The 17,976-nt window shown below is 71.4% G+C and carries 13 protein-coding genes and 1 pseudogene; 7 read left to right on the top strand and 7 right to left on the bottom strand.

Annotated elements, in window-relative coordinates:
* Window positions 1-46 precede the first annotated feature (46 nt).
* Both ABCR94_RS08040 and ABCR94_RS08035 read left to right on the top strand, forming a co-directional pair.
* Window positions 47-1,780 carry an ABC transporter ATP-binding protein gene (locus ABCR94_RS08040; protein ID WP_347118501.1) on the top strand — a complete coding sequence of 578 codons (1,734 nt, stop codon included), beginning with the start codon at window positions 47-49 and terminating at the stop codon, window positions 1,778-1,780.
* Window positions 1,777-3,702: an ABC transporter ATP-binding protein gene (locus tag ABCR94_RS08035; RefSeq protein ID WP_347118372.1), complete on the top strand. Its 1,926-nt coding sequence runs from the start codon at window positions 1,777-1,779 to the stop codon at window positions 3,700-3,702. The genes ABCR94_RS08040 and ABCR94_RS08035 overlap by 4 nt, the downstream gene beginning before the upstream one ends.
* 609 nt (window positions 3,703-4,311) lie before the next feature.
* Here the strand turns inward: ABCR94_RS08035 and ABCR94_RS08030 are convergent.
* From ABCR94_RS08030 to ABCR94_RS08020, 3 genes and pseudogenes are all read right to left on the bottom strand, one after another.
* Window positions 4,312-5,587, bottom strand: a pseudogene (locus ABCR94_RS08030) (RNA polymerase sigma factor).
* A gap of 128 nt (window positions 5,588-5,715) precedes the next feature.
* Window positions 5,716-7,626, bottom strand: a complete 1,911-nt coding sequence (gene dnaG / locus ABCR94_RS08025) for a DNA primase (protein ID WP_347118371.1) — start codon at window positions 7,624-7,626, stop codon at window positions 5,716-5,718.
* A gap of 46 nt (window positions 7,627-7,672) precedes the next feature.
* Complete coding sequence (locus tag ABCR94_RS08020; RefSeq protein WP_347118370.1) at window positions 7,673-8,935, bottom strand: NAD(P)/FAD-dependent oxidoreductase; 1,263 nt, start codon at window positions 8,933-8,935, stop codon at window positions 7,673-7,675.
* Window positions 8,936-9,070: 135 nt separating this feature from the next.
* Here ABCR94_RS08020 and ABCR94_RS08015 point away from each other — a divergent pair, with 135 nt between their 5' ends.
* Together ABCR94_RS08015 and ABCR94_RS08010 are read left to right on the top strand one after the other, a co-directional pair.
* On the top strand, window positions 9,071-9,208 hold the full coding sequence (locus ABCR94_RS08015; RefSeq protein ID WP_347118369.1) for a hypothetical protein: 138 nt from the start codon (window positions 9,071-9,073) through the stop codon (window positions 9,206-9,208).
* Between the two features lie 199 nt (window positions 9,209-9,407).
* A complete protein-coding gene (locus ABCR94_RS08010; RefSeq protein WP_347118368.1) occupies window positions 9,408-10,424 on the top strand; it encodes a helix-turn-helix domain-containing protein in 1,017 nt (338 codons plus the stop codon).
* On the opposite strand, the gene ABCR94_RS08005 is transcribed toward ABCR94_RS08010, so the two are convergent.
* The 3 genes from ABCR94_RS08005 to ABCR94_RS07995 form a co-directional block, all read right to left on the bottom strand.
* Complete coding sequence (locus ABCR94_RS08005) at window positions 10,396-11,700, bottom strand: deoxyguanosinetriphosphate triphosphohydrolase (RefSeq protein WP_347118367.1); 1,305 nt, start codon at window positions 11,698-11,700, stop codon at window positions 10,396-10,398. The two genes, ABCR94_RS08010 and ABCR94_RS08005, sit on opposite strands and share 29 nt — an antisense overlap.
* A 95-nt stretch (window positions 11,701-11,795) precedes the next feature.
* Complete coding sequence (locus ABCR94_RS08000; RefSeq protein ID WP_347118366.1) at window positions 11,796-12,665, bottom strand: sirohydrochlorin chelatase; 870 nt, start codon at window positions 12,663-12,665, stop codon at window positions 11,796-11,798.
* 153 nt (window positions 12,666-12,818) lie between these two features.
* Window positions 12,819-13,007, bottom strand: coding sequence for a hypothetical protein (locus tag ABCR94_RS07995; RefSeq protein WP_347118365.1), 189 nt, complete (start codon window positions 13,005-13,007; stop codon window positions 12,819-12,821).
* 157 nt (window positions 13,008-13,164) lie between these two features.
* Here ABCR94_RS07995 and ABCR94_RS07990 point away from each other — a divergent pair, with 157 nt between their 5' ends.
* Complete coding sequence (locus ABCR94_RS07990; RefSeq protein WP_521976479.1) at window positions 13,165-13,779, top strand: SanA/YdcF family protein; 615 nt, start codon at window positions 13,165-13,167, stop codon at window positions 13,777-13,779.
* 119 nt (window positions 13,780-13,898) lie between these two features.
* The gene (locus ABCR94_RS07985; protein WP_347118362.1) at window positions 13,899-16,064 is read left to right on the top strand and encodes a molybdopterin oxidoreductase family protein; all 2,166 of its coding nucleotides are present in this window, start codon (window positions 13,899-13,901) and stop codon (window positions 16,062-16,064) included.
* A 51-nt stretch (window positions 16,065-16,115) separates the two neighbouring features.
* Here ABCR94_RS07985 and ABCR94_RS07980 read toward each other — a convergent pair whose 3' ends face one another.
* Window positions 16,116-16,763, bottom strand: a complete 648-nt coding sequence (locus tag ABCR94_RS07980; protein ID WP_347118361.1) for an NADPH-dependent FMN reductase — start codon at window positions 16,761-16,763, stop codon at window positions 16,116-16,118.
* 245 nt (window positions 16,764-17,008) lie between these two features.
* On the opposite strand from ABCR94_RS07980, the gene ABCR94_RS07975 reads away from it, so the two are divergent.
* Window positions 17,009-17,803 (top strand): aminotransferase class IV family protein, encoded by a 795-nt coding sequence (locus ABCR94_RS07975; RefSeq protein WP_347118360.1) that lies wholly within the window; start codon window positions 17,009-17,011, stop codon window positions 17,801-17,803.
* Window positions 17,804-17,976: the final 173 nt, after the last annotated feature.

Genomic DNA, 17,976 nt, shown 5'->3' with positions numbered 1-17,976 from the left:
CCCGATCTTGCCGACCGCCGCCCCGCCGACCACCGAGAGACTGCGTGTGCTCATAAGACTCCTGCGGGCCCACCTGGGCCCGTACAAGAAACCCATCGCCCTGCTGGTGCTGCTGCAGCTGCTGCAGACCTGCGCCACTCTCTATCTGCCCACCCTCAACGCGGACATCATTGACAACGGTGTCGTGACCGGGGACACGGGCTACATCCTGGAGTTCGGCGGTCTCATGATCGCCATCAGCCTGGTCCAGGTGGCCGGCAACATCGGTGCGGTCTTCTACGCCGCGCGGACCGCTTCGGCGCTCGGGCGCGACGTCCGGGTGGCCGTCTTCGAGCGGGTGCAGAGCTTCTCCGCGCGGGAGGTCGGCCAGTTCGGCGCCCCGTCGCTCATCACCCGGACCACCAATGACGTCCAGCAGGTCCAGATGCTGGTGCTGATGGGGTTCACGATGATGGTGTCGGCGCCGATCATGTGCGTGGGCGGCATCATCATGGCGCTCGGCCAGGACGTGCCGCTCTCGGGTGTGCTCCTCGCGGTCGTCCCGGTCCTCGGGATCTCCGTGAGCCTGATCGTGCGACAGATGCGACCGTTGTTCCGCACCATGCAGACGCGGCTCGACACCGTCAACCAGGTACTGCGCGAGCAGATCACCGGCAACCGGGTGATCAGGGCCTTCGTACGGGACGACTACGAGAAGGGCCGCTTCCGCAAGGCGAACACCGAGCTGACGGACGTGTCGCTGGCCGCCGGGCGGCTGATGACACTGATGTTCCCCATCGTGATGACGGTCGTGAACGTCGCCAGCGTCGCGGTGGTCTGGTTCGGCGCGCAGCGGATCGACAGCGGCGGGATGCAGATCGGGGCGCTGACCGCGTTCCTCGCGTATCTGATGCAGATCGTGATGGCCGTGATGATGGCCACCTTCATGTTCATGATGGTGCCGCGCGCCGAGGTGTGCGCCGAGCGCATCGAGGAAGTGCTCGACACCGCGTCGAGCGTGGTTCCGCCGACTGATCCCGTACGGGAACTGCGCAGGCACGGGCAACTGGAGCTGCGCGGCGCGGGTTTCTGCTATCCCGGCGCCGAGGAGCCGGTCCTGCGGGACATCTCCCTGGTCGCCAGGCCGGGTGAGACGACCGCGATCATCGGGTCGACCGGCAGCGGGAAGTCGACACTGCTGGGGCTCGTACCGCGGCTGTTCGATGTGACGGACGGCGAGGTGCTGGTCGACGGCGTGGACGTGCGCAGGCTGGAGCCCGTACTGATGGCGAAGACGGTGTCGCTGGTGCCGCAGAAGCCGTATCTGTTCTCCGGGACGGTCTCGACGAATCTGCGGTACGGGAAGCCGGACGCCACGGACGAGGAGCTGTGGCACGCGCTGGAGGTGGCGCAGGCCCGGGAGTTCGTGGAGGAGTTGGAGGGCGGGCTGAACGCGCCGATCGCGCAGGGCGGTACGAATCTCTCCGGCGGTCAGCGCCAACGGCTTGCGATCGCGCGGACGTTGGTGCAGCGGCCGGAGATCTATCTGTTCGACGACTCGTTCTCGGCGCTGGACTACGCGACGGACGCGGCACTGCGGGCCGCCCTGGGGCGGGAGACCGCCGACGCGACCGTGGTCATCGTCGCCCAGCGGGTGTCGACCATCCGGGACGCCGACCGGATCGTGGTCCTCGACGAGGGCCGGGTCGTCGGGACCGGACGCCATCACGAACTGATGGCGGGCAATGAGACGTACCGGGAGATCGTGCTCTCCCAGCTGACGGAGGCTGAGGCGGCATGAGCGGGCCTGCTGGACGCATGATGGGCGGACCGCCCGTCGAACGGTCCATGGACTTCAAGGGCTCCGCGCGGCGGCTGCTGAGGCAGTTCGCCCCGGAGAAGACCACGCTGTGCTGGATGCTGGCGGCGGGGGTGCTGAGCGTCGCGTTCTCGGTGATGGGGCCGAAGATCCTCGGCAGGGCCACCGACCTGATCTTCTCGGGCGTGGTCGGCCGGCAGATGCGCGAGGGCGGCACCAAGCAGCAGGTCATCGACGGCCTGCGGGCCAAGGGCGACGACGGGCTCGCCGACATGCTGTCCGGGGTGGACTTCACCCCCGGACAGGGCATCGACTTCGGCGCCGTTGGGGAAATCCTGCTGTTCGTGCTCGTGGTGTACGTGGCCGCGGGGCTGCTGATGCTGGTGTCGTCGCGGCTCTCCATCCTCATCATCAACCGGACCGTGTACCGGATGCGCGAGGACATCCAGGCGAAGCTGTCGCGGCTGCCGCTGAAGTACTTCGACCAGCAGAAGCGCGGCGAGCTGCTCAGCCGGGCCACCAACGACGTCGACAACATCTCGCAGACCATGCAGCAGTCGATGGGTCAGCTCATCAACTCGGTGCTGACCATCGTGGGCGTGCTGGGGATCATGTTCTGGATCTCGCCGCTGCTGGCGCTGGTCGCGCTGGTGACCGTACCGCTGTCGGTGCTGGTGGCCGCGAAGGTCGGCAAGCGGTCGCAACCGCATTTCGTGCAGCAGTGGAAGACCACCGGCAAGCTGAACGCGCACATCGAGGAGATGTACACGGGCCACGCTCTGGTGAAGGTCTTCGGGCGCGCGGACGAGTCCGCCGAGGCGTTCCGTGAGCAGAACGACGCGCTGTACGAGGCGGGGTTCAAGGCGCAGTTCAACAGCGGGATCATGCAGCCACTGATGATGTTCCTGTCGAACCTCAACTATGTGCTGGTGGCGGTCGTGGGCGGCCTGCGGGTCGCTTCGGGCACGCTGTCGATCGGTGATGTGCAGGCGTTCATCCAGTACTCGCGGCAGTTCTCGATGCCGCTGACGCAGGTCGCGTCGATGGCGAACCTGCTGCAGTCCGGGGTTGCTTCGGCCGAGCGGATCTTCGAGCTCCTCGACGCGCAGGAGCAGGAGCCGGACTCGGCGGACGCGCCGTTCCCGGTGGAGTCGCTGGGGCGGGTCTCGCTGGAGAAGGTGTCCTTCCGCTACGAGCCCGACAAGCCGCTCATCGAGAGCCTGTCGGTGAAGGTCGAGCCGGGCCAGACGGTCGCCATCGTCGGCCCGACGGGTGCGGGCAAGACGACCCTGGTGAACCTGCTGATGCGGTTCTACGAAGTGACGGGCGGCCGGATCACCATCGACGGCACCGACATCTCGAAGATGTCGCGCGAGGGGCTGCGGTCGGGGATCGGCATGGTCCTCCAGGACACCTGGCTGTTCGGCGGGACGATCGCCGAGAACATCGCGTACGGGGCGTCGCGCGAGGTCACGCGCGAGGAGATCGAGGAGGCGGCGCGGGCCGCCCACGCGGACCGCTTCGTGCGGACGCTGCCCGACGGTTACGACACGATGATCGACGAGGAGGGGTCGGGGGTCAGCGCGGGCGAGAAGCAACTGATCACGATCGCGCGGGCGTTCCTCTCCGACCCGGTGATCCTTGTCCTCGACGAGGCGACGAGCTCGGTGGACACCAGGACCGAGGTCCTGATCCAGAAGGCGATGGCGCGGCTGGCCCATGGCCGTACTTCGTTCGTGATCGCGCACCGGCTCTCCACGATCCGGGACGCGGACGTGATCCTGGTGATGGAGAACGGCTCGATCGTCGAACAGGGCACGCATGACGGGCTGTTGGCGGCGGGCGGAGCGTATGCGCGGCTGCATGCGGCGCAGTTCGCGCAGGCGGTGGCGGAGGTGGATTAGGGGCGGGCTCGCGGGGGCGGGCGCGGTGCCGGGGCGCGGGTGCGGTGCGCGGAGCGGATGCGGTGCGCGGAGCGGATGCGGTGCGCGGAGCGGATGCGGTGCGCGGAGCGGATGCGGTGCGCGGAGCGGATGCGGTGCGCGGAGCGGATGCGGTGCGCGGAGCGGATGCGGTGCGCGGAGCGGATGCGGTGCGCGGAGCGGATGCGGTGCGCGGAGCGGATGCGGTGCGCGGAGCGGATGCGGTGCGCGGAGCGGATGCGGTGCGCGGAGCGGATGCGGTGCGCGGAGCGGATGCGGTGCGCGGAGCGGATGCGGTGCGCGGAGCGGATGCGGTGCGCGGAGCGGTGTGCGGGGGCGGGCTGGGTGCGTGGGCGGGCTGGGTGCGGGGGCGGGCTGGGTGCGGGGGCGGGCTGGGTGCGGGTTGCCTGCGGCGCTTTCCCCTACCCGCCCCTTCCCGTAACCGGGGCAAGCCCCGGACCCCGGGACGCCTTACGGGCGTGTCCTCAAACGCCGGACGGGCTGAAAGAGTTCTTTCAGCCCGTCCGGCGTTTGAGGACTTCGGGAAGGGGCGGGGTGGGGAACAAAGCCCCGCGCCCCCCACCCGCACCCTCAGTCCAGATAGCCCCGCAGCTGGTCCGCCAGCGCGTGGTCGCGGAGCTTGTTCAGGGTCTTGGATTCGATCTGGCGGATCCGCTCGCGCGTCACGCCGAAGATCCGCCCGATCTCCTCCAGCGTCCGGGGCCGCCCGTCCATCAGCCCGTAGCGGAGCTGCACCACCTTGCGTTCGCGCTCGCCGAGGGTGGAGAGCACGGCTTCCAGGTGCTCACGGAGCAGCAGGAACGCCGCCGACTCGACAGGTGACGCCGCGTCGCCGTCCTCGATGAGGTCACCGAACGCGACATCGTCCTCCTCCCCCACGGGCGCGTGCAGCGACACCGGTTCCTGGGCGAGGCGCAGCACTTCGCTGACTCGCTCGGGGGTGAGTTCCAGATGGGTGGCGACCTCCTGGGGTGTCGGTTCGTAACCCCGCTCCTGAAGCATCCGGCGCTGGACGCGCACCACGCGGTTGATCAGCTCGACGACATGGACGGGGACCCGGATCGTGCGGGCCTGGTCGGCCAGCGCGCGCGACATCGCCTGCCTGATCCACCACGTCGCGTACGTCGAGAACTTGTAGCCACGGGCGTAGTCGAACTTCTCGACGGCACGGATGAGGCCGAGGTTGCCCTCCTGGACCAGGTCCAGCATCGTCAGGCCGCGGCCGACATAGCGCTTGGCCACGGACACGACGAGGCGCAGATTCGCCTCGATCAGACGGCGCTTGGCCATCCGGCCCAGGACCACCAGCTTGTCGAGGTCCACCGCGAGCCGGGAGTCCGGATCGGGGACCGTACGGAGCTTCTCCTCGGCGAACAGGCCCGCTTCGACCCGGCGGGCCAGGTCCACCTCCTCGGCCGCGGTGAGCAGCGGAATGCGGCCGATTTCGCGCAGATACTGCCGGAAGAGGTCGGATGACGGTCCGCCCGTGTCGGTGCGGCTGTTGCGCCGCTCGGTCACTTCGGGCTTTTCGGGGGTGTCTGCCGGATCGTCCACGAGGATTTCGGCCTCGGGTTCTGCGGACTCGGCTTCGGGGTGGTGTACGCCCCGGCTCTGCGGAGGGACCTTGGCAGAGCCGGCGACATCGGCATCGGCATCGGCGTCTTTCAAGGTCTGAGTCTGGGTCTGCACGGGGGCGACCTCCAGGGTGATCGCTGCCGGTTCGGGGGCGTGCGGCAACGGAACGGGGGCGGCGACCGGGCCGCCGTCCGTCCCGTACACATTGAGCGGATCCGCGGGTGTGTGGCCCACTCGGCGTGGGCCGGCCGCGCTCCGAGGACTCAGGCACCGCAACCAGTGTGGGGTACGACACAGCACCGCCACGAGGGGCGTGCGGTGACTTTTTGAGTCCGGTCCGTGACCGGCCGGTTACGCAGGGGGCGCCCGGTGCCTCCCGGGGCTGCAGGGCACTGCCCGTCAGAGCGCGGCGGCGCCGTTGTTGCGCAGGGCCTCGCCGTACTGCTGGAGGACCCACAACTCGCTCTGTACGGCGGCCTGGTGCTCGGGGTCCGCGCTCGGACCGAGGCGGGCGAAGGTGCCCTGGACGTCGAGGATGCGGCGCTCGACGGCGCGCAGCCGGACCTGGACCAACTGGATGCCCGCGTAGACGTCGTCGACGGTCTTGCGCATGATCGCCTCGACGGCGAGCTCGGTGACCAGGGCGCGCACCGTGTCGTTGGGTGCGGTGTCCCGCACCCGCGTCAGATAGTCGGAGGGGTCGATGACGCCCTGCTCGGCGCCGCCCGCGTCGTCGATGGTCTGGCGCACCGTGGCGTACGGCGGGGCGGTGAACTCGTCGATCCCGTAGGCGTCGAAGGCCGGGGAGACCAGGTCGGGGCGCTGGAGGGCGAGCTTGAGCAGCTCGCGCTCGGTGCGGTGGGCGGGGCTGCGCAGATTCAGCGCGGGACCCGAGGGACCCTGGTGACCGCCGCCGCCCAGGTCCTGCGCGGGCGTGGGGCGCCGGCTCTGGGGTGCGTTGGGGCCTCGGCCGCCGCGGTCGCGGGCCCAACGGGCCAGCTGCGCGACGCGCTTGACCACGAACTGGATGTCCATGATGCCGAGGATGCCGGCGAGCTGGACGGCGGACTCGTGCTGGATCGCGATGTTCTTGATGTTGGCGACGATCGGCGCGGCCTCGTCGAGGGCGGCGGCCCGGCCCGCGGGGGTCTCCAGGTTGTGCCGGGACACGACGTGCCGGATCGCGAACTCGAAGAGCGGCGTGCGCGTTTCGACCAGGGACGCCACGGCTGCGTCACCCTGCGCGAGGCGCAGGTCGCAGGGGTCCATGCCGCCCGGGGTGATCGCGATGGAGGTCTCGGCGGCGAACTTCTGGTCGTCCTCGAAGGCGCGCAGTGCGGCTTTCTGTCCCGCCGCGTCGCCGTCGAAGGTGAAGACGACCTCGGCCGACGCGTGGTCCATGAGCAGCCGGCGGAGGATCTTGATGTGGTCGCCGCCGAAGGCCGTACCGCAGGTGGCGATGGCGGTGGTGACGCCGGCCAGATGGCAGGCCATCACGTCGGTGTACCCCTCGACGACAACGGCCTTGCTGGTCTTGGCGATTTCCTTCTTGGCCAGGTCGATGCCGTACAGCACCTGGGACTTCTTGTAGATCGGGGTCTCGGGGGTGTTGAGGTACTTGGGCCCGTTGTCGTCGTCGCGGAGCTTGCGCGCGCCGAAGCCGACGACCTCGCCCGTAATATCGCGGATCGGCCACATCAGCCGGCCGCGGAACCGGTCGATGGGGCCGCGGCGGCCCTCCTGGGAGATGCCGGAGAGCGTCAGCTCCTTGTCGGTGAAGCCCTTGCCGCGCAGATAGCGGGTGAGGTGGTCCCAGCCCGCCGGGCTGTAACCGACGCCGAAGTGGTGGGCCGCGCTCTGCTCGAAGCCGCGCTCGGCCAGGAACTTGCGGCCGATCTCGGCCTCCGCGGAGTCCAGCTGCTCGACGTAGAACTCGGCGGCGGCCTTGTGGGCCTCGACCAGGCGGACGCGCTCACCGCGCTGGTGGGTGGGGTTGTACCCGCCCTCTTCGTACCGCAGGGTGATGCCCGCCAGGGCGGCGAGGCGCTCGACCGTCTCGGAGAAGGAGAGATGATCGATCTTCATCACGAAGGCGATCGTGTCGCCGCCTTCCTGGCAGCCGAAGCAGTGGAAGAGACCCTTGCTCGGGCTGACCTGGAAGGACGGGGACTTTTCGTCGTGGAAGGGGCACAGCCCCTTGAAGTTGCCACCACCGGCGCTGCGCAACTGAAGGTACTCGGACACAACGGCGTCGATCGGGACCGCGTCCCGAACCGCCTTCACGTCGTCATCGTTGATCCTGCCGGCCACGCGTGAAGTGTACGGCGGCGCTCGGACACTCCTGTCGGTGCGACGCTCAGCGGAGCAGGGAAGCCAGGTCGACGGTGGGGTCGGAGAGGGCGTCGGCGTCGACCCTGGCCCCGGTGCGGATCAGCTGCTGGATGTGTTCGGTGACTTCCCACACATTCACATTCATGCCCGCGAGGACCCGGTGGTCCTTCAGCCAGAAGGCGATGAACTCGCGTTTCCCCGCGTCGCCGCGGATGAGGACCTGGTCGTACGAGCCGGGGGGCGCCCAGCCCGAGTACTCCAGGCCGAGGTCGTACTGGTCGGAGAAGAAGTACGGAACACGGTCGTACACGACCTCCTGGCCCAGCATGGCGCGGGCCGCGGCCGGGCCGCTGTTGAGCGCGTTGGCCCAGTGTTCGACGCGCAGCCGGGTGCCGAGGAGGGGGTGGTGCGCGGCGGCCACGTCACCGGCCGCGTGGATGTCGGGGTCCGAGGTGCGCAGCGCGGCGTCGACGACGATGCCCCCGCCCTGCGCGGGGTCGAAGAGGTCGAGGCCGGCCGATTCTGCGAGCGCGGTGCGCGGGGCGGCGCCGATCGCGGCGAGCACGTCGTGGGCGGGGTGCTCCTCGCCGTCGTCGGTGCGGGCCGCGAGCACCATGCCGTCCTGGCCGATGATCTCGGTGAGGCGGGCGCCGAAGTGGAAGCGCACGCCGTGCTCGCTGTGCAGGTCGGTGAAGAGCTGGCCGAGCTCGGGGCCGATGACCTGATGCAGCGGGGTCGGCTCCGGTTCGACGACGGTGACCTCGGCGCCGTAACCGCGTGCGGCGGCGGCGACCTCCAGGCCGATCCAGCCGCCCCCGGCGATGACGAGGTGGCCGTTGTCGCGGCCGAGGGTGGCCAGCACGCCGCGCAGCCGCTCCGCGTGGGCGAGGCGGCGCAGGTGGTGGACGCCGGCCAGGCCGGTGCCCGGGATGTCGAGGCGGCGCGGCTCGGCGCCGGTGGCCAGCAGCAGCTTGTCGTAGCGGACGGTGGCGCCGTCGCCGAGCAGGACCGTCCTGGTGGCACGGTCGAGGTGGACGACGGTCTGGCCGAGGTGCAGCTCGATGTCGGCCTGGGCGTACCAGCCGGGCTCGTGGACGAAGACGCTGTCGCGTTCCTCGGTGCCGGCCAGGAATCCCTTGGACAGGGGTGGACGTTCGTACGGATGCTCACGTTCGTCACCGATGAGGATCACCCGGCCGGTGAAGCCCTCGGCACGGAGCGTTTCCGCGGCCTTCGCCCCCGCCAGTCCCCCACCGACGATGACGAACGTCTGATCTGCGTCGACCACTTGGTGCCTCCTCTGTGCCTGCCCATACGCTACGCCGCCGGGTTCGAGCGTCCCGCACAGAGGGTGATGGGGGAAGAGGGGGTGCGGTGCGGTGCACCCGTGGCGGGCTTGTTCCCGCCCCTGTCGCTTCCCGCTGTGACAGCTGTGACAGCTCGCGGCTGCCGCCGGGCGGGGCTACGGCCCTGGCCCGCGGTCCTCGCCGTCGGCGCCGTACGGGCCGCAGGGCTGTCGCCGCCGACGCCGTACGGGCCGCAGGGCTGCTCGGGCGCATGAAAACGGTGGCTGCGGACGTCTCCCCCGTTGACGCCCGCAGCCACCTCTCCTCCAGGGTCACTCCGATATGGACGACGTGCGGGGCTTTCGTGCACAACGCAAATGGACTGCACAGTTCCGCCTGAAGGTGACTAGTCTCTGACGCACCGGAGTTGCACAAGAGAGCAGGGCGCGGGGAGAGAGCGGGGCGTGCGGGCGCATGTTGCGCATCCACTTCACCACCGAGGATCTGAACCGGCTGCGGGTGGCCGCGCAGCCCGACCCGCTGTGGGAGATCGTGCACAGCCTGCACCTGCTGCAGAACCGGCAGGCCGCGCTGGTCTTCGACCCGTGGCGCCGCGAGGTGCGGGCGGCGATCGCACGGGCGGGCCTGACCAGGACGGTGGCCGCGCTGATCCGGCTGTGCCCCTCCGCCGCGTACTTCCCGGACTTCCTCACGCCGGGCCAGGGCATCGCGGACCTGGAGACCGGGCTGGACCGGATACTGTCCACCCCGGTGTCCCGGCTCGGCGACGAGCTCGGCCGGCTCTACGAGGGCGGCCCGGTGCCGCCGGTCGCCCGGCTGCTGGCGCAGGGCGACCCGCGGGCGCTGCTGCGGCTGGGCGACGCGCTGCGCCGCTACTACGCGGTGGCGGTGGCGCCGTATCAGGAAACGATCGCTTCGGCGGTGGCCGCTGACCGGCGGGGGCGCGGCGAGGCGGCGCTGGAGTACGGCCCCGAGGGGCTGCTGGCGACCTACAGTCCCGTGCTGAGCAGGCGGGACGACGGGACGCTGGAGGCGTCGTATCCGGTGGAGCGCGAACTGGAGCTGCGGGGGCGGTCGTTGACCATGCTGTCGTCGTTCTTCTGCGTCCGGCGCCCGATCGCGCTGGCCGATCCGGCGCTGCCGCCGGTGCTCGTCCATCCGCTGACGCTCGAGCCTGGCTGGCTCGCCCGCCACCACGCCGCCGGTGAGGCGGGCGAGGGAACGGCCGGGCAGCCCGTCGCCCATCTCATCGGCCACACCCGGACCGCCGTGCTCGACGTACTGGACCGGCCGATGACCACGACTCAGCTCGGCGACACCCTGCGGCTGACGCTGTCGACGGCGAGCAGGCACGCGACGGTGCTGCGGGAGGCCGGGCTTATCGCCTCGGAGCGGCGGGGCAGCCATGTCCTGCACCGGCGGACCACGCTGGGGGACGCGCTCATGAACGGCGTGGCGTTCGCGTCGTGAGGCGGGCGTGCAGGGAGCGGGCCGCCGCGTCGGTGAACGACGAGATCTGGTCGACGAGCACCCGCTTGCGGGCCCGGTCGTCGGGCGCGGTGTCCCACAGGGCGCGGAACTGCGGGTCGAGGCCCTCGGGGGCGCGGGCCGTGAGCTCCTCGGCCAGCTCGGCGATGACGATGCGCTGGTCGGCGCGGAGCCGCTCCTGCTCGTCGCGCTGCATGACATAGCGGTCGGCGACGGCCTTCAGGACGGCGCACTCGTGCCGTGTCTCGCGCGGGACGACCAGCTCCGCGGCGTACCGGGTGAGGCGGCCCGTGCCGTACGCCTGGCGGGTGGCGCCCTCCGCGGACAGGCAGAAGCGGCCGATGAGCTGGCTGGTGGCGTCCTTCAGGCGGGCCTGGGCGACGGCGGACCCGTCGTACCCGTGCGGCCACCACTCCTGTTCCAGGAGGCGGTCGAGGGCGGCGGCCAGCTCCTCGGGTGCGGTGTCCTCCGGTACGTACCGTCCGACGGCCACGGCGAAGATCTCGTGGCGCTCCGGCTCGGCGAGCAGGAAGTTCGGGTCGAGGTGGCCGGCGTGCAGACCGTCCTCGAAGTCGTGCACGGAGTACGCCACGTCGTCGGACCAGTCCATGACCTGGGCCTCGAAGCACTTGCGGTGCGCCGGGGCGCCCTGGCGGACCCAGTCGAAGACCGGCAGGTCGTCCTCGTACACCCCGAATTTCACCGAGGCCGGGTCGGTGGGGTGGCCGCCGCGCGGCCAGGGGTACTTGGTGGCGGCGTCGAGGGCGGCCCGGGTGAGGTTGAGCCCGACGCTGACCATTTCACCGGTCGTCGACGAGGGCACGAACCGCTTGGGCTCCAGGCGGGTGAGCAGCCGCAGCGACTGGGCATTGCCCTCGAAGCCGCCGCAGTCCTTGGCGAAGTCGTTGAGTGCCAGCTCGCCGTTGTGCCCGAAGGGCGGGTGGCCCATGTCGTGGGACAGGCAGGCCGCCTCGACGAGGTCGGGGTCGCAGCCGAGGGCGGCGCCGAGCTCGCGGCCGACCTGGGCGCATTCCAGGGAGTGGGTGAGGCGGGTGCGCGGGCTGGCGTCCCACACCTGGCTGCGGGAGCCGGGGGTCACCACCTGGGTCTTGCCCGAGAGGCGGCGCAGTGCGGCGGAGTGCAGCACCCGGGCGCGGTCGCGCTGGAAGGCGGTCCTGCCGGGCCGTTTGTCGGGCTCGGTGGCCCAGCGGTCGGTGTCGGCGGCGTCGTACAGGGTGTCGTGTGCAGTGCCTTCCATGCACCGACAGTAAACGGCAGCGCCGACAGGCGGACGCGCAGGCGGGGCGGACGAGGCGCCGACGGGCTCGCGCGGGACGGACGCGTCGCGCGGCCTCAGGCCGTCGCGAGTTCGCGCAGCGGGATCGCGGGACGGGTGGCGAGAGCCTGGTCGTAGCGGAGCAGGACCAGCCGGGCCATGGCGGCGTGGGCGCCGAGCGGCGCGGTCGCGAGCCAGGGCGCGGCGGCCGCGCTCTGGGTGGCGAACCGGCCCGGCGCGGTGAAGTACGAAGCCACGGCGGCCCGGTGGCGGCCCCGGGCGGCGAGGGCGCGCAGCGCCTGCGGGACGGTGGGCGACGCGGCGGACGCGTAGGCGGCGAGTACGGGGACGCCGCCGAGGCGTTCGCTGAGCAGCGCGGCGGTGCTGCGGGTGTCCGCGGCCGAATCGGGGTCCCGGGAGCCTGCGGCGGCCAGCACGACGCCGCTGCCCCGGTCCGCCCCGTCGGCGTCGGTCCAGCCCGCCTCGGTGAGGCGGGCGTACAGCGTCTCCACCAGCAGCGGGTGCGGGCCGAGCGGCGCGGCGATGCGGGTGCGCAGGTGCGGGGCGGTGGTCGCGGCCAGCGGCAGGTCGTGCTTGACGTGGTGGCCGCGGCCGAGCAGTAGCGGTACGAGCACGGCGTCGCCCCGGCCGAGGCCGGCGAGGGTGTCGGGCAGCAGCGGTGCGTTCAGCTCGATGTGCCCGAGCCTGATGTCGAGCCCGGGGCGCAGCTCGCGGACCCGCTCCAGGAGCGTGGTGACGGTGCGCAGGGCTCCTGGGTCGCGGCTGCCGTGGGCGACGGCGACGAGGGTGGGCGGGGTCATGTGCCTGCGGCTTCCGTTCAGGGAGACATGGCTGAGCCGGGTGCCCAGCTCAGCGGTGATGCGGGTGAGCAGTTGCGCCGTGCTGTCGAGGGGCAGTGACTCGCGGTGTGCTGCCGACTCCGTCATGGACCGATACTGCCGGGCCGACATTGCCGCGTCGTTGCGTCGGAATGACGGGTGTTTTCCGGGCCCTCACCGTCCGGGTCGCGGCATTGTCAGGCCGGGGTCGACGCGATCACCGGCGGGCGCGCCAACTGGTCACCGCGAAGTCGGACGCCATCAGGTCCTGCCCCAGGCCTCGGGGGTCCCTTCGGTCCACGGCACGGAGAACGGCATGGCCGCCTCGTCGTGCACACCGGCCGCGGCGACGGCGGCGAGTTCATCCAGTACCTCCCCGTGCGGAACCCGCAGCTCAAGATGTGGCGTCATGATCCGTAGGCCGTACAGCGGCCAGAATTGAGGGGACATGGCGGGATCATCGCAGCGGGAGGCGGGCACTGACATGCGGTTTTCGCGCACGAGGCGCACGGCGGGCGCGGTCGTGAAGAGAGCGGCGCAATGGCAGAAACGGCTGCGCCTGATACCGAGAACCCGGCGCGGACAGCGGCGCGTGACACAAGCGGTCATGCTCGCCTGCGTGCTCGCGCTGGCGCCCCCGACGTGGATGCACGCGGTCGCGGACAGCCGCGTCCGCACCACCGCCGACGCCCCCGTGCAGGACGTCGCCGTCGTCTTCGGGGCCGGGCTGTGGCGCGGTGGTCCGTCGCCGTATCTCGCGCACCGGCTGGACGCGGCGGCCGAGCTGTACCGGGCGGGCAAGGTGAAAGTCGTGCTGGTCACCGGGGACAACAGCCGGGTGGAGTACGACGAACCGGACGCGATGCGCACCTATCTGGTGCGCCAGGGCGTGCCGGACGACCGCATCGTCAGCGACTACGCGGGCTTCGACACCTGGGACTCCTGCGTGCGCGCCAAGAAGATCTTCGGGGTGGACCGGGCGGTGCTGGTGAGCCAGGGCTTCCACATCCGGCGGGCGATCGCGCTGTGCCGGGCCGCGGGCATCGAGTCGTACGGCGTCGGGGTCGACGCCAAGCGCGACGCGACCTGGTACTACGGCGGCGTACGGGAGATCCTCGCGGCCGGCAAGGCGGCGCTCGACGCCACGGTCGAGCCCGATCCGCGGTTCCTGGGGCGCCAGGAGCCCGGGGTCGAGGACGCGCTGGCCCTGGCGGGGCGGTAGCGGGCCCGTCGCGGCGGTCGGGCACCTCACGGGGTGGCCGGGGCGGGGCGGAGGGCTGCGTACCGGGGGCGTAACCCGGTGCGCCCGCCGCCGTAACACGGCCGACGCACGCTGATGGCATGCCCCGCACTTCCCCCGCACCGCCGCCCGCACAGCCCGCACCGCCGCCCGCGCAGCCGCCCGTACAGCCCGCGCCCGTCGCGACCCACTGCCCGTACTGCGCGCTCCAGTGCGGCATGAACCTGCGGCCCGCCGGCGACACCGTCGAGGTGGTGGAGCGCGCGGACTTCCCGGTGAACCGGGGCGCGCTGTGCGGCAAGGGCCGTACGGCGCCCGCCGTGCTCTCCTCCCGGGTGCGGCTGACCGAGCCACTGGTCCGGAGCGCGGCCACCGGCAGCCTCGAACCAGCCACCTGGGAGGAAGCCCTGGCGAGGATCGCGGAGGGGCTCGGGGGCACCCGGGAGGCGCACGGCCCCGACGCGGTCGGCGTCTTCGGCGGCGGTGGCCTCACCAATGAGAAGGCGTACGCGCTGGGGAAGTTCGCCCGGGTCGCGCTCGGCACCTCGCAGATCGACTACAACGGGCGCTTCTGCATGTCGTCGGCGGCCGCCGCGCACCAGAAGGCCTTCGGGCTCGACCGGGGTCTGCCCTTCCCGCTGGAGGACATTCCCCGCACGGGCTGCGTGATCCTCGTCGGGTCGAATCTGGCCGAAACCATGCCGCCCGCGCTGCGGTACCTCACGGAGCTGAAGGAGAACGGCGGCACGCTGATCGTCGTCGACCCGCGCCGCACCCGGACCGCCGAGCAGGCCGACCTGCATCTCGCACCGCGCCCCGGCACGGACCTCGCGCTCGCGCTCGGGCTGCTGCACCTGGTGGTGGCGGAGGGCCGTACGGACGAGGAGTTCATCCGGGAGCGTACGAGCGGCTGGCCGGAGGCAAGGGCGGGCGCGATGGCGCACTGGCCCGAGATGGTGGAACGCATCACCGGTGTCCCAGTGCCTCAACTCCGTTCAGCAGCACGGATGTTCAGCGACGCGGACACCGGCATGGTGCTCACCGCACGCGGACCCGAGCAGCACTCCAAGGGCACGGACACCGTCGGCGCCTGGATCAACCTGTGCCTGGCCACCGGGCACGCGGGGCGACCGCTGTCCGGTTACGGCTGCCTCACCGGCCAGGGCAACGGGCAGGGCGGGCGCGAACACGGCCAGAAGGCCGACCAGTTGCCCGGCTACCGCAAGCTCACCGACCCCGCCGCGCGCGCCCATGTGGCGGGCGTCTGGGGCGTGGACCCGGACAGCCTGCCGGGTCCAGGCCGTAGCGCGTACGAACTGCTCGACGCCCTGGGCGGTGACATCAAGTCGCTGCTGCTGATGGGGTCGAACCCGGTCGTCTCCGCGCCCCGCGCCACCCACATCGAACAGCGCCTGCGCTCCCTGGACTTCCTCGCCGTCGCCGATGTTGTCCTGTCCGAGACCGCGGCGCTCGCGGACGTGGTGCTGCCGGTGACCCAGTGGGCCGAGGAGACCGGCACGACAACGAATCTGGAGGGCCGGGTACTGCTGCGGCGCAAGGCGATCGACCCGCCGCCCGGCGTACGGACGGACCTGGAGGTCCTGCACGGCATCGCCGCGCTCCTCGGCCACGAGAAGGGCTTTCCCACCGACGCCGAGGAGGTCTTCGGGGAGCTGCGCCGCGCGTCGGCGGGCGGCCCGGCGGACTACTCGGGGATCTCCTACCGGCGGATCACCGACGAGAACGGCGTGTTCTGGCCGTGCCCGGACACGGCGGCGGGGACGAGTGGCGCCCCCGGCGCCGTCCACCCCGGTACGCCCCGGCTCTTCCTCGACCGCTTCGCCACCGCCGACGGGCGTGCCCGCTTCGTGCCCGTCGTGCACCGGCCCGCCGCCGAGGAGCCGGACGCCGACTATCCCGTCCTGCTGACGACGGGGCGGGTCGTCGCCCAGTACCAGTCGGGGGCCCAGACCCGCCGCGTGGCTGAGCTGAACGCCGCCGCGCCCGGCCCCTTCGTCGAGCTGCATCCCCGCCTCGCCGACCGGGTCGGGGTGGCCGACGGCGACCCCGTCGCCGTGGTGTCCCGGCGCGGCCGGGCGGTCGCGCCCGCCCGGATCACCGATGCGATCCGGGACGACACGGTCTTCATGCCGTTCCACTGGCCGGGCGAGGGCCGGGCCAACAACCTCACCAATCCGGCGCTGGACCCGACGTCGCGGATGCCGGAGTTCAAAGTGTGCGCGGTGCGGATCGGGCCCGCGGACTGAGCGCGGACCGGCGGCCAACGCCGGTCCCGCCCCACCCCACGTGGGTCACCCTCAGCCGGTGTAGGGCGCGACGGTCTTGGCGGTGCGCAGGGCGCGGGCCCACCAGGAGATCTGGTCGATCAGCGACTTGGCCGCCGCGTCGCAGGCCGAGGGGTCTGTGTGCTTGCCGTCCTCGTCGAAGTGGCCCCACACGTTGTGGAAGCTGACGGTGTCGCGGACCGTCACGGTGTGCATCTCGGCGAAGACCTGGCGCAGTTGCTCGACGGCGCGCAGGCCGCCGGACATGCCGCCGTAGGACACGAAACCGACCGGTTTCGCGTGCCACTGCGTGCCGTGCCAGTCGATGAGGTTCTTGATGGAGGCGGGGAAGGAGTGGTTGTACTCGGGGGTGATGACAACAAAGGCGTCGGCGGCCTCCAGCCGCGGCGAGACGGTTCCCAGAACGGCCTTCACCTCGTCCGACGGGTTGAAGGACAGGGCGGTCGGCAGGTCGATGTCGGCCAGGTCGATCACATCGACATCGAGGCCGCCGTGCTCGGTGGCCCGGGAGACGAACCAGTCGGCGACGATGGGCGCGAAGCGTCCCTCGCGGTTGCTCGCGATGATGACAGCGAGCCGGATCGGGGCGTTGGCCTGGTCGCTGACCTGGTTGCTGACCTGATTGCTGACCTGGGCGGATTCATTCGTGTTGAGGTCCATGCGGAAAGCGTCATACGTCAACCATCGTTGAGGTCAAGCGGGCCACCCGGACATGATCCAAGGCCGCCGTCGGCGAGCCGGACCCGCTGCCGGACCCGCTGCCGGAGGGCGTACGCCCTCCGAGGAGGGCCGGGCGACGATACCGGGCGACGGTTTCGCAGTGCGCGCGGCGAACCGGCCGGGCACGGCCCCGCCCCCTGCCCCCGACCCCTGATCGAAGACTGAACGGCCTCTACGGTGGGCGCATGACGACTCCTCCCGTGCCCCACATCGAGATCGACGGCCGCCTGCCCAGCACCGAGGATCTTGTGGTGCCCGCCCTGTACGGCGGCTATGGACACTTCACCGCCATGCAGGTCAGGGAAGGGCGGGTGCGTGGTCTCGCGCTGCATCTGGCCCGGCTCGACGCCAACACCGCCGACGTGTTCGGCACCGGCCTGGACGGTGATCTGGTACGGGCACGGGTGCGGCACGCGCTCGACGGCGCGGGGATACGGGACGCTTCGGTGCGGGTGTACGTGCAGTGGGCACCCGGCGCCGACGCCGCCACCCTGATGGTCACCGTCCGCGCCCCCGCGACGATGCCCGAGACCCCGCAGGCCCTGATGTCCGTCCCGTACCAGCGCCCTTTCGCGCACATCAAGCACCTGGGCGGCTTCGCCCAGACCCATTACGGCGTGCTCGCACGCCGCGCGGGCTTCGACGACGCGCTGCTGACCGGTCCCGGCGGGGTGGTCGTGGAGGGTGCGGTCACCAACATCGGTTTCTACGACGGCACTTCGGTGACCTGGCCGGACGCCCCCGCGCTGCTGGGCATCACGATGGCCCTGGTGGAGCCCCGCCTCCCGGAGGCGGGCGTGCCGTCGATGCGGGGTCCGGTGACGCTGGACGCTCTGTCCTCGTACCGCGCCGCGTTCGTCATGAACTCGCAGGGGATCGCGCCGGTGCGACGGATCGACGACACGGAGTTCACGGTGGACCCGCAGCTGATGAAGACCGTGACGGCGGCGTACGACGCGGTGCCGTGGGATCGCGTCTAGGACGGGCTCGACCTTCTCGGCGGCCCGAGTCGGCTCAGCCCGTCCGGCGCGACCCCGCCCTGCCGACCCGTATCCACCGTCACCCATTCAGCGCGTTCCGCCAAGCGGCCTTGGTGACCCCCCATCACCACCCGCCTGACCTGCGGGAAGGCCGATCGTCCAGCGCGCCACGC

This window comes from Streptomyces changchenzhani, from assembly GCF_039766235.1.
Classification (GTDB): domain Bacteria; phylum Actinomycetota; class Actinomycetes; order Streptomycetales; family Streptomycetaceae; genus Streptomyces.
The sequence above is the reverse complement of the archived record's forward strand: the minus strand, read 5'-3'. Positions and strand labels throughout refer to the sequence as shown.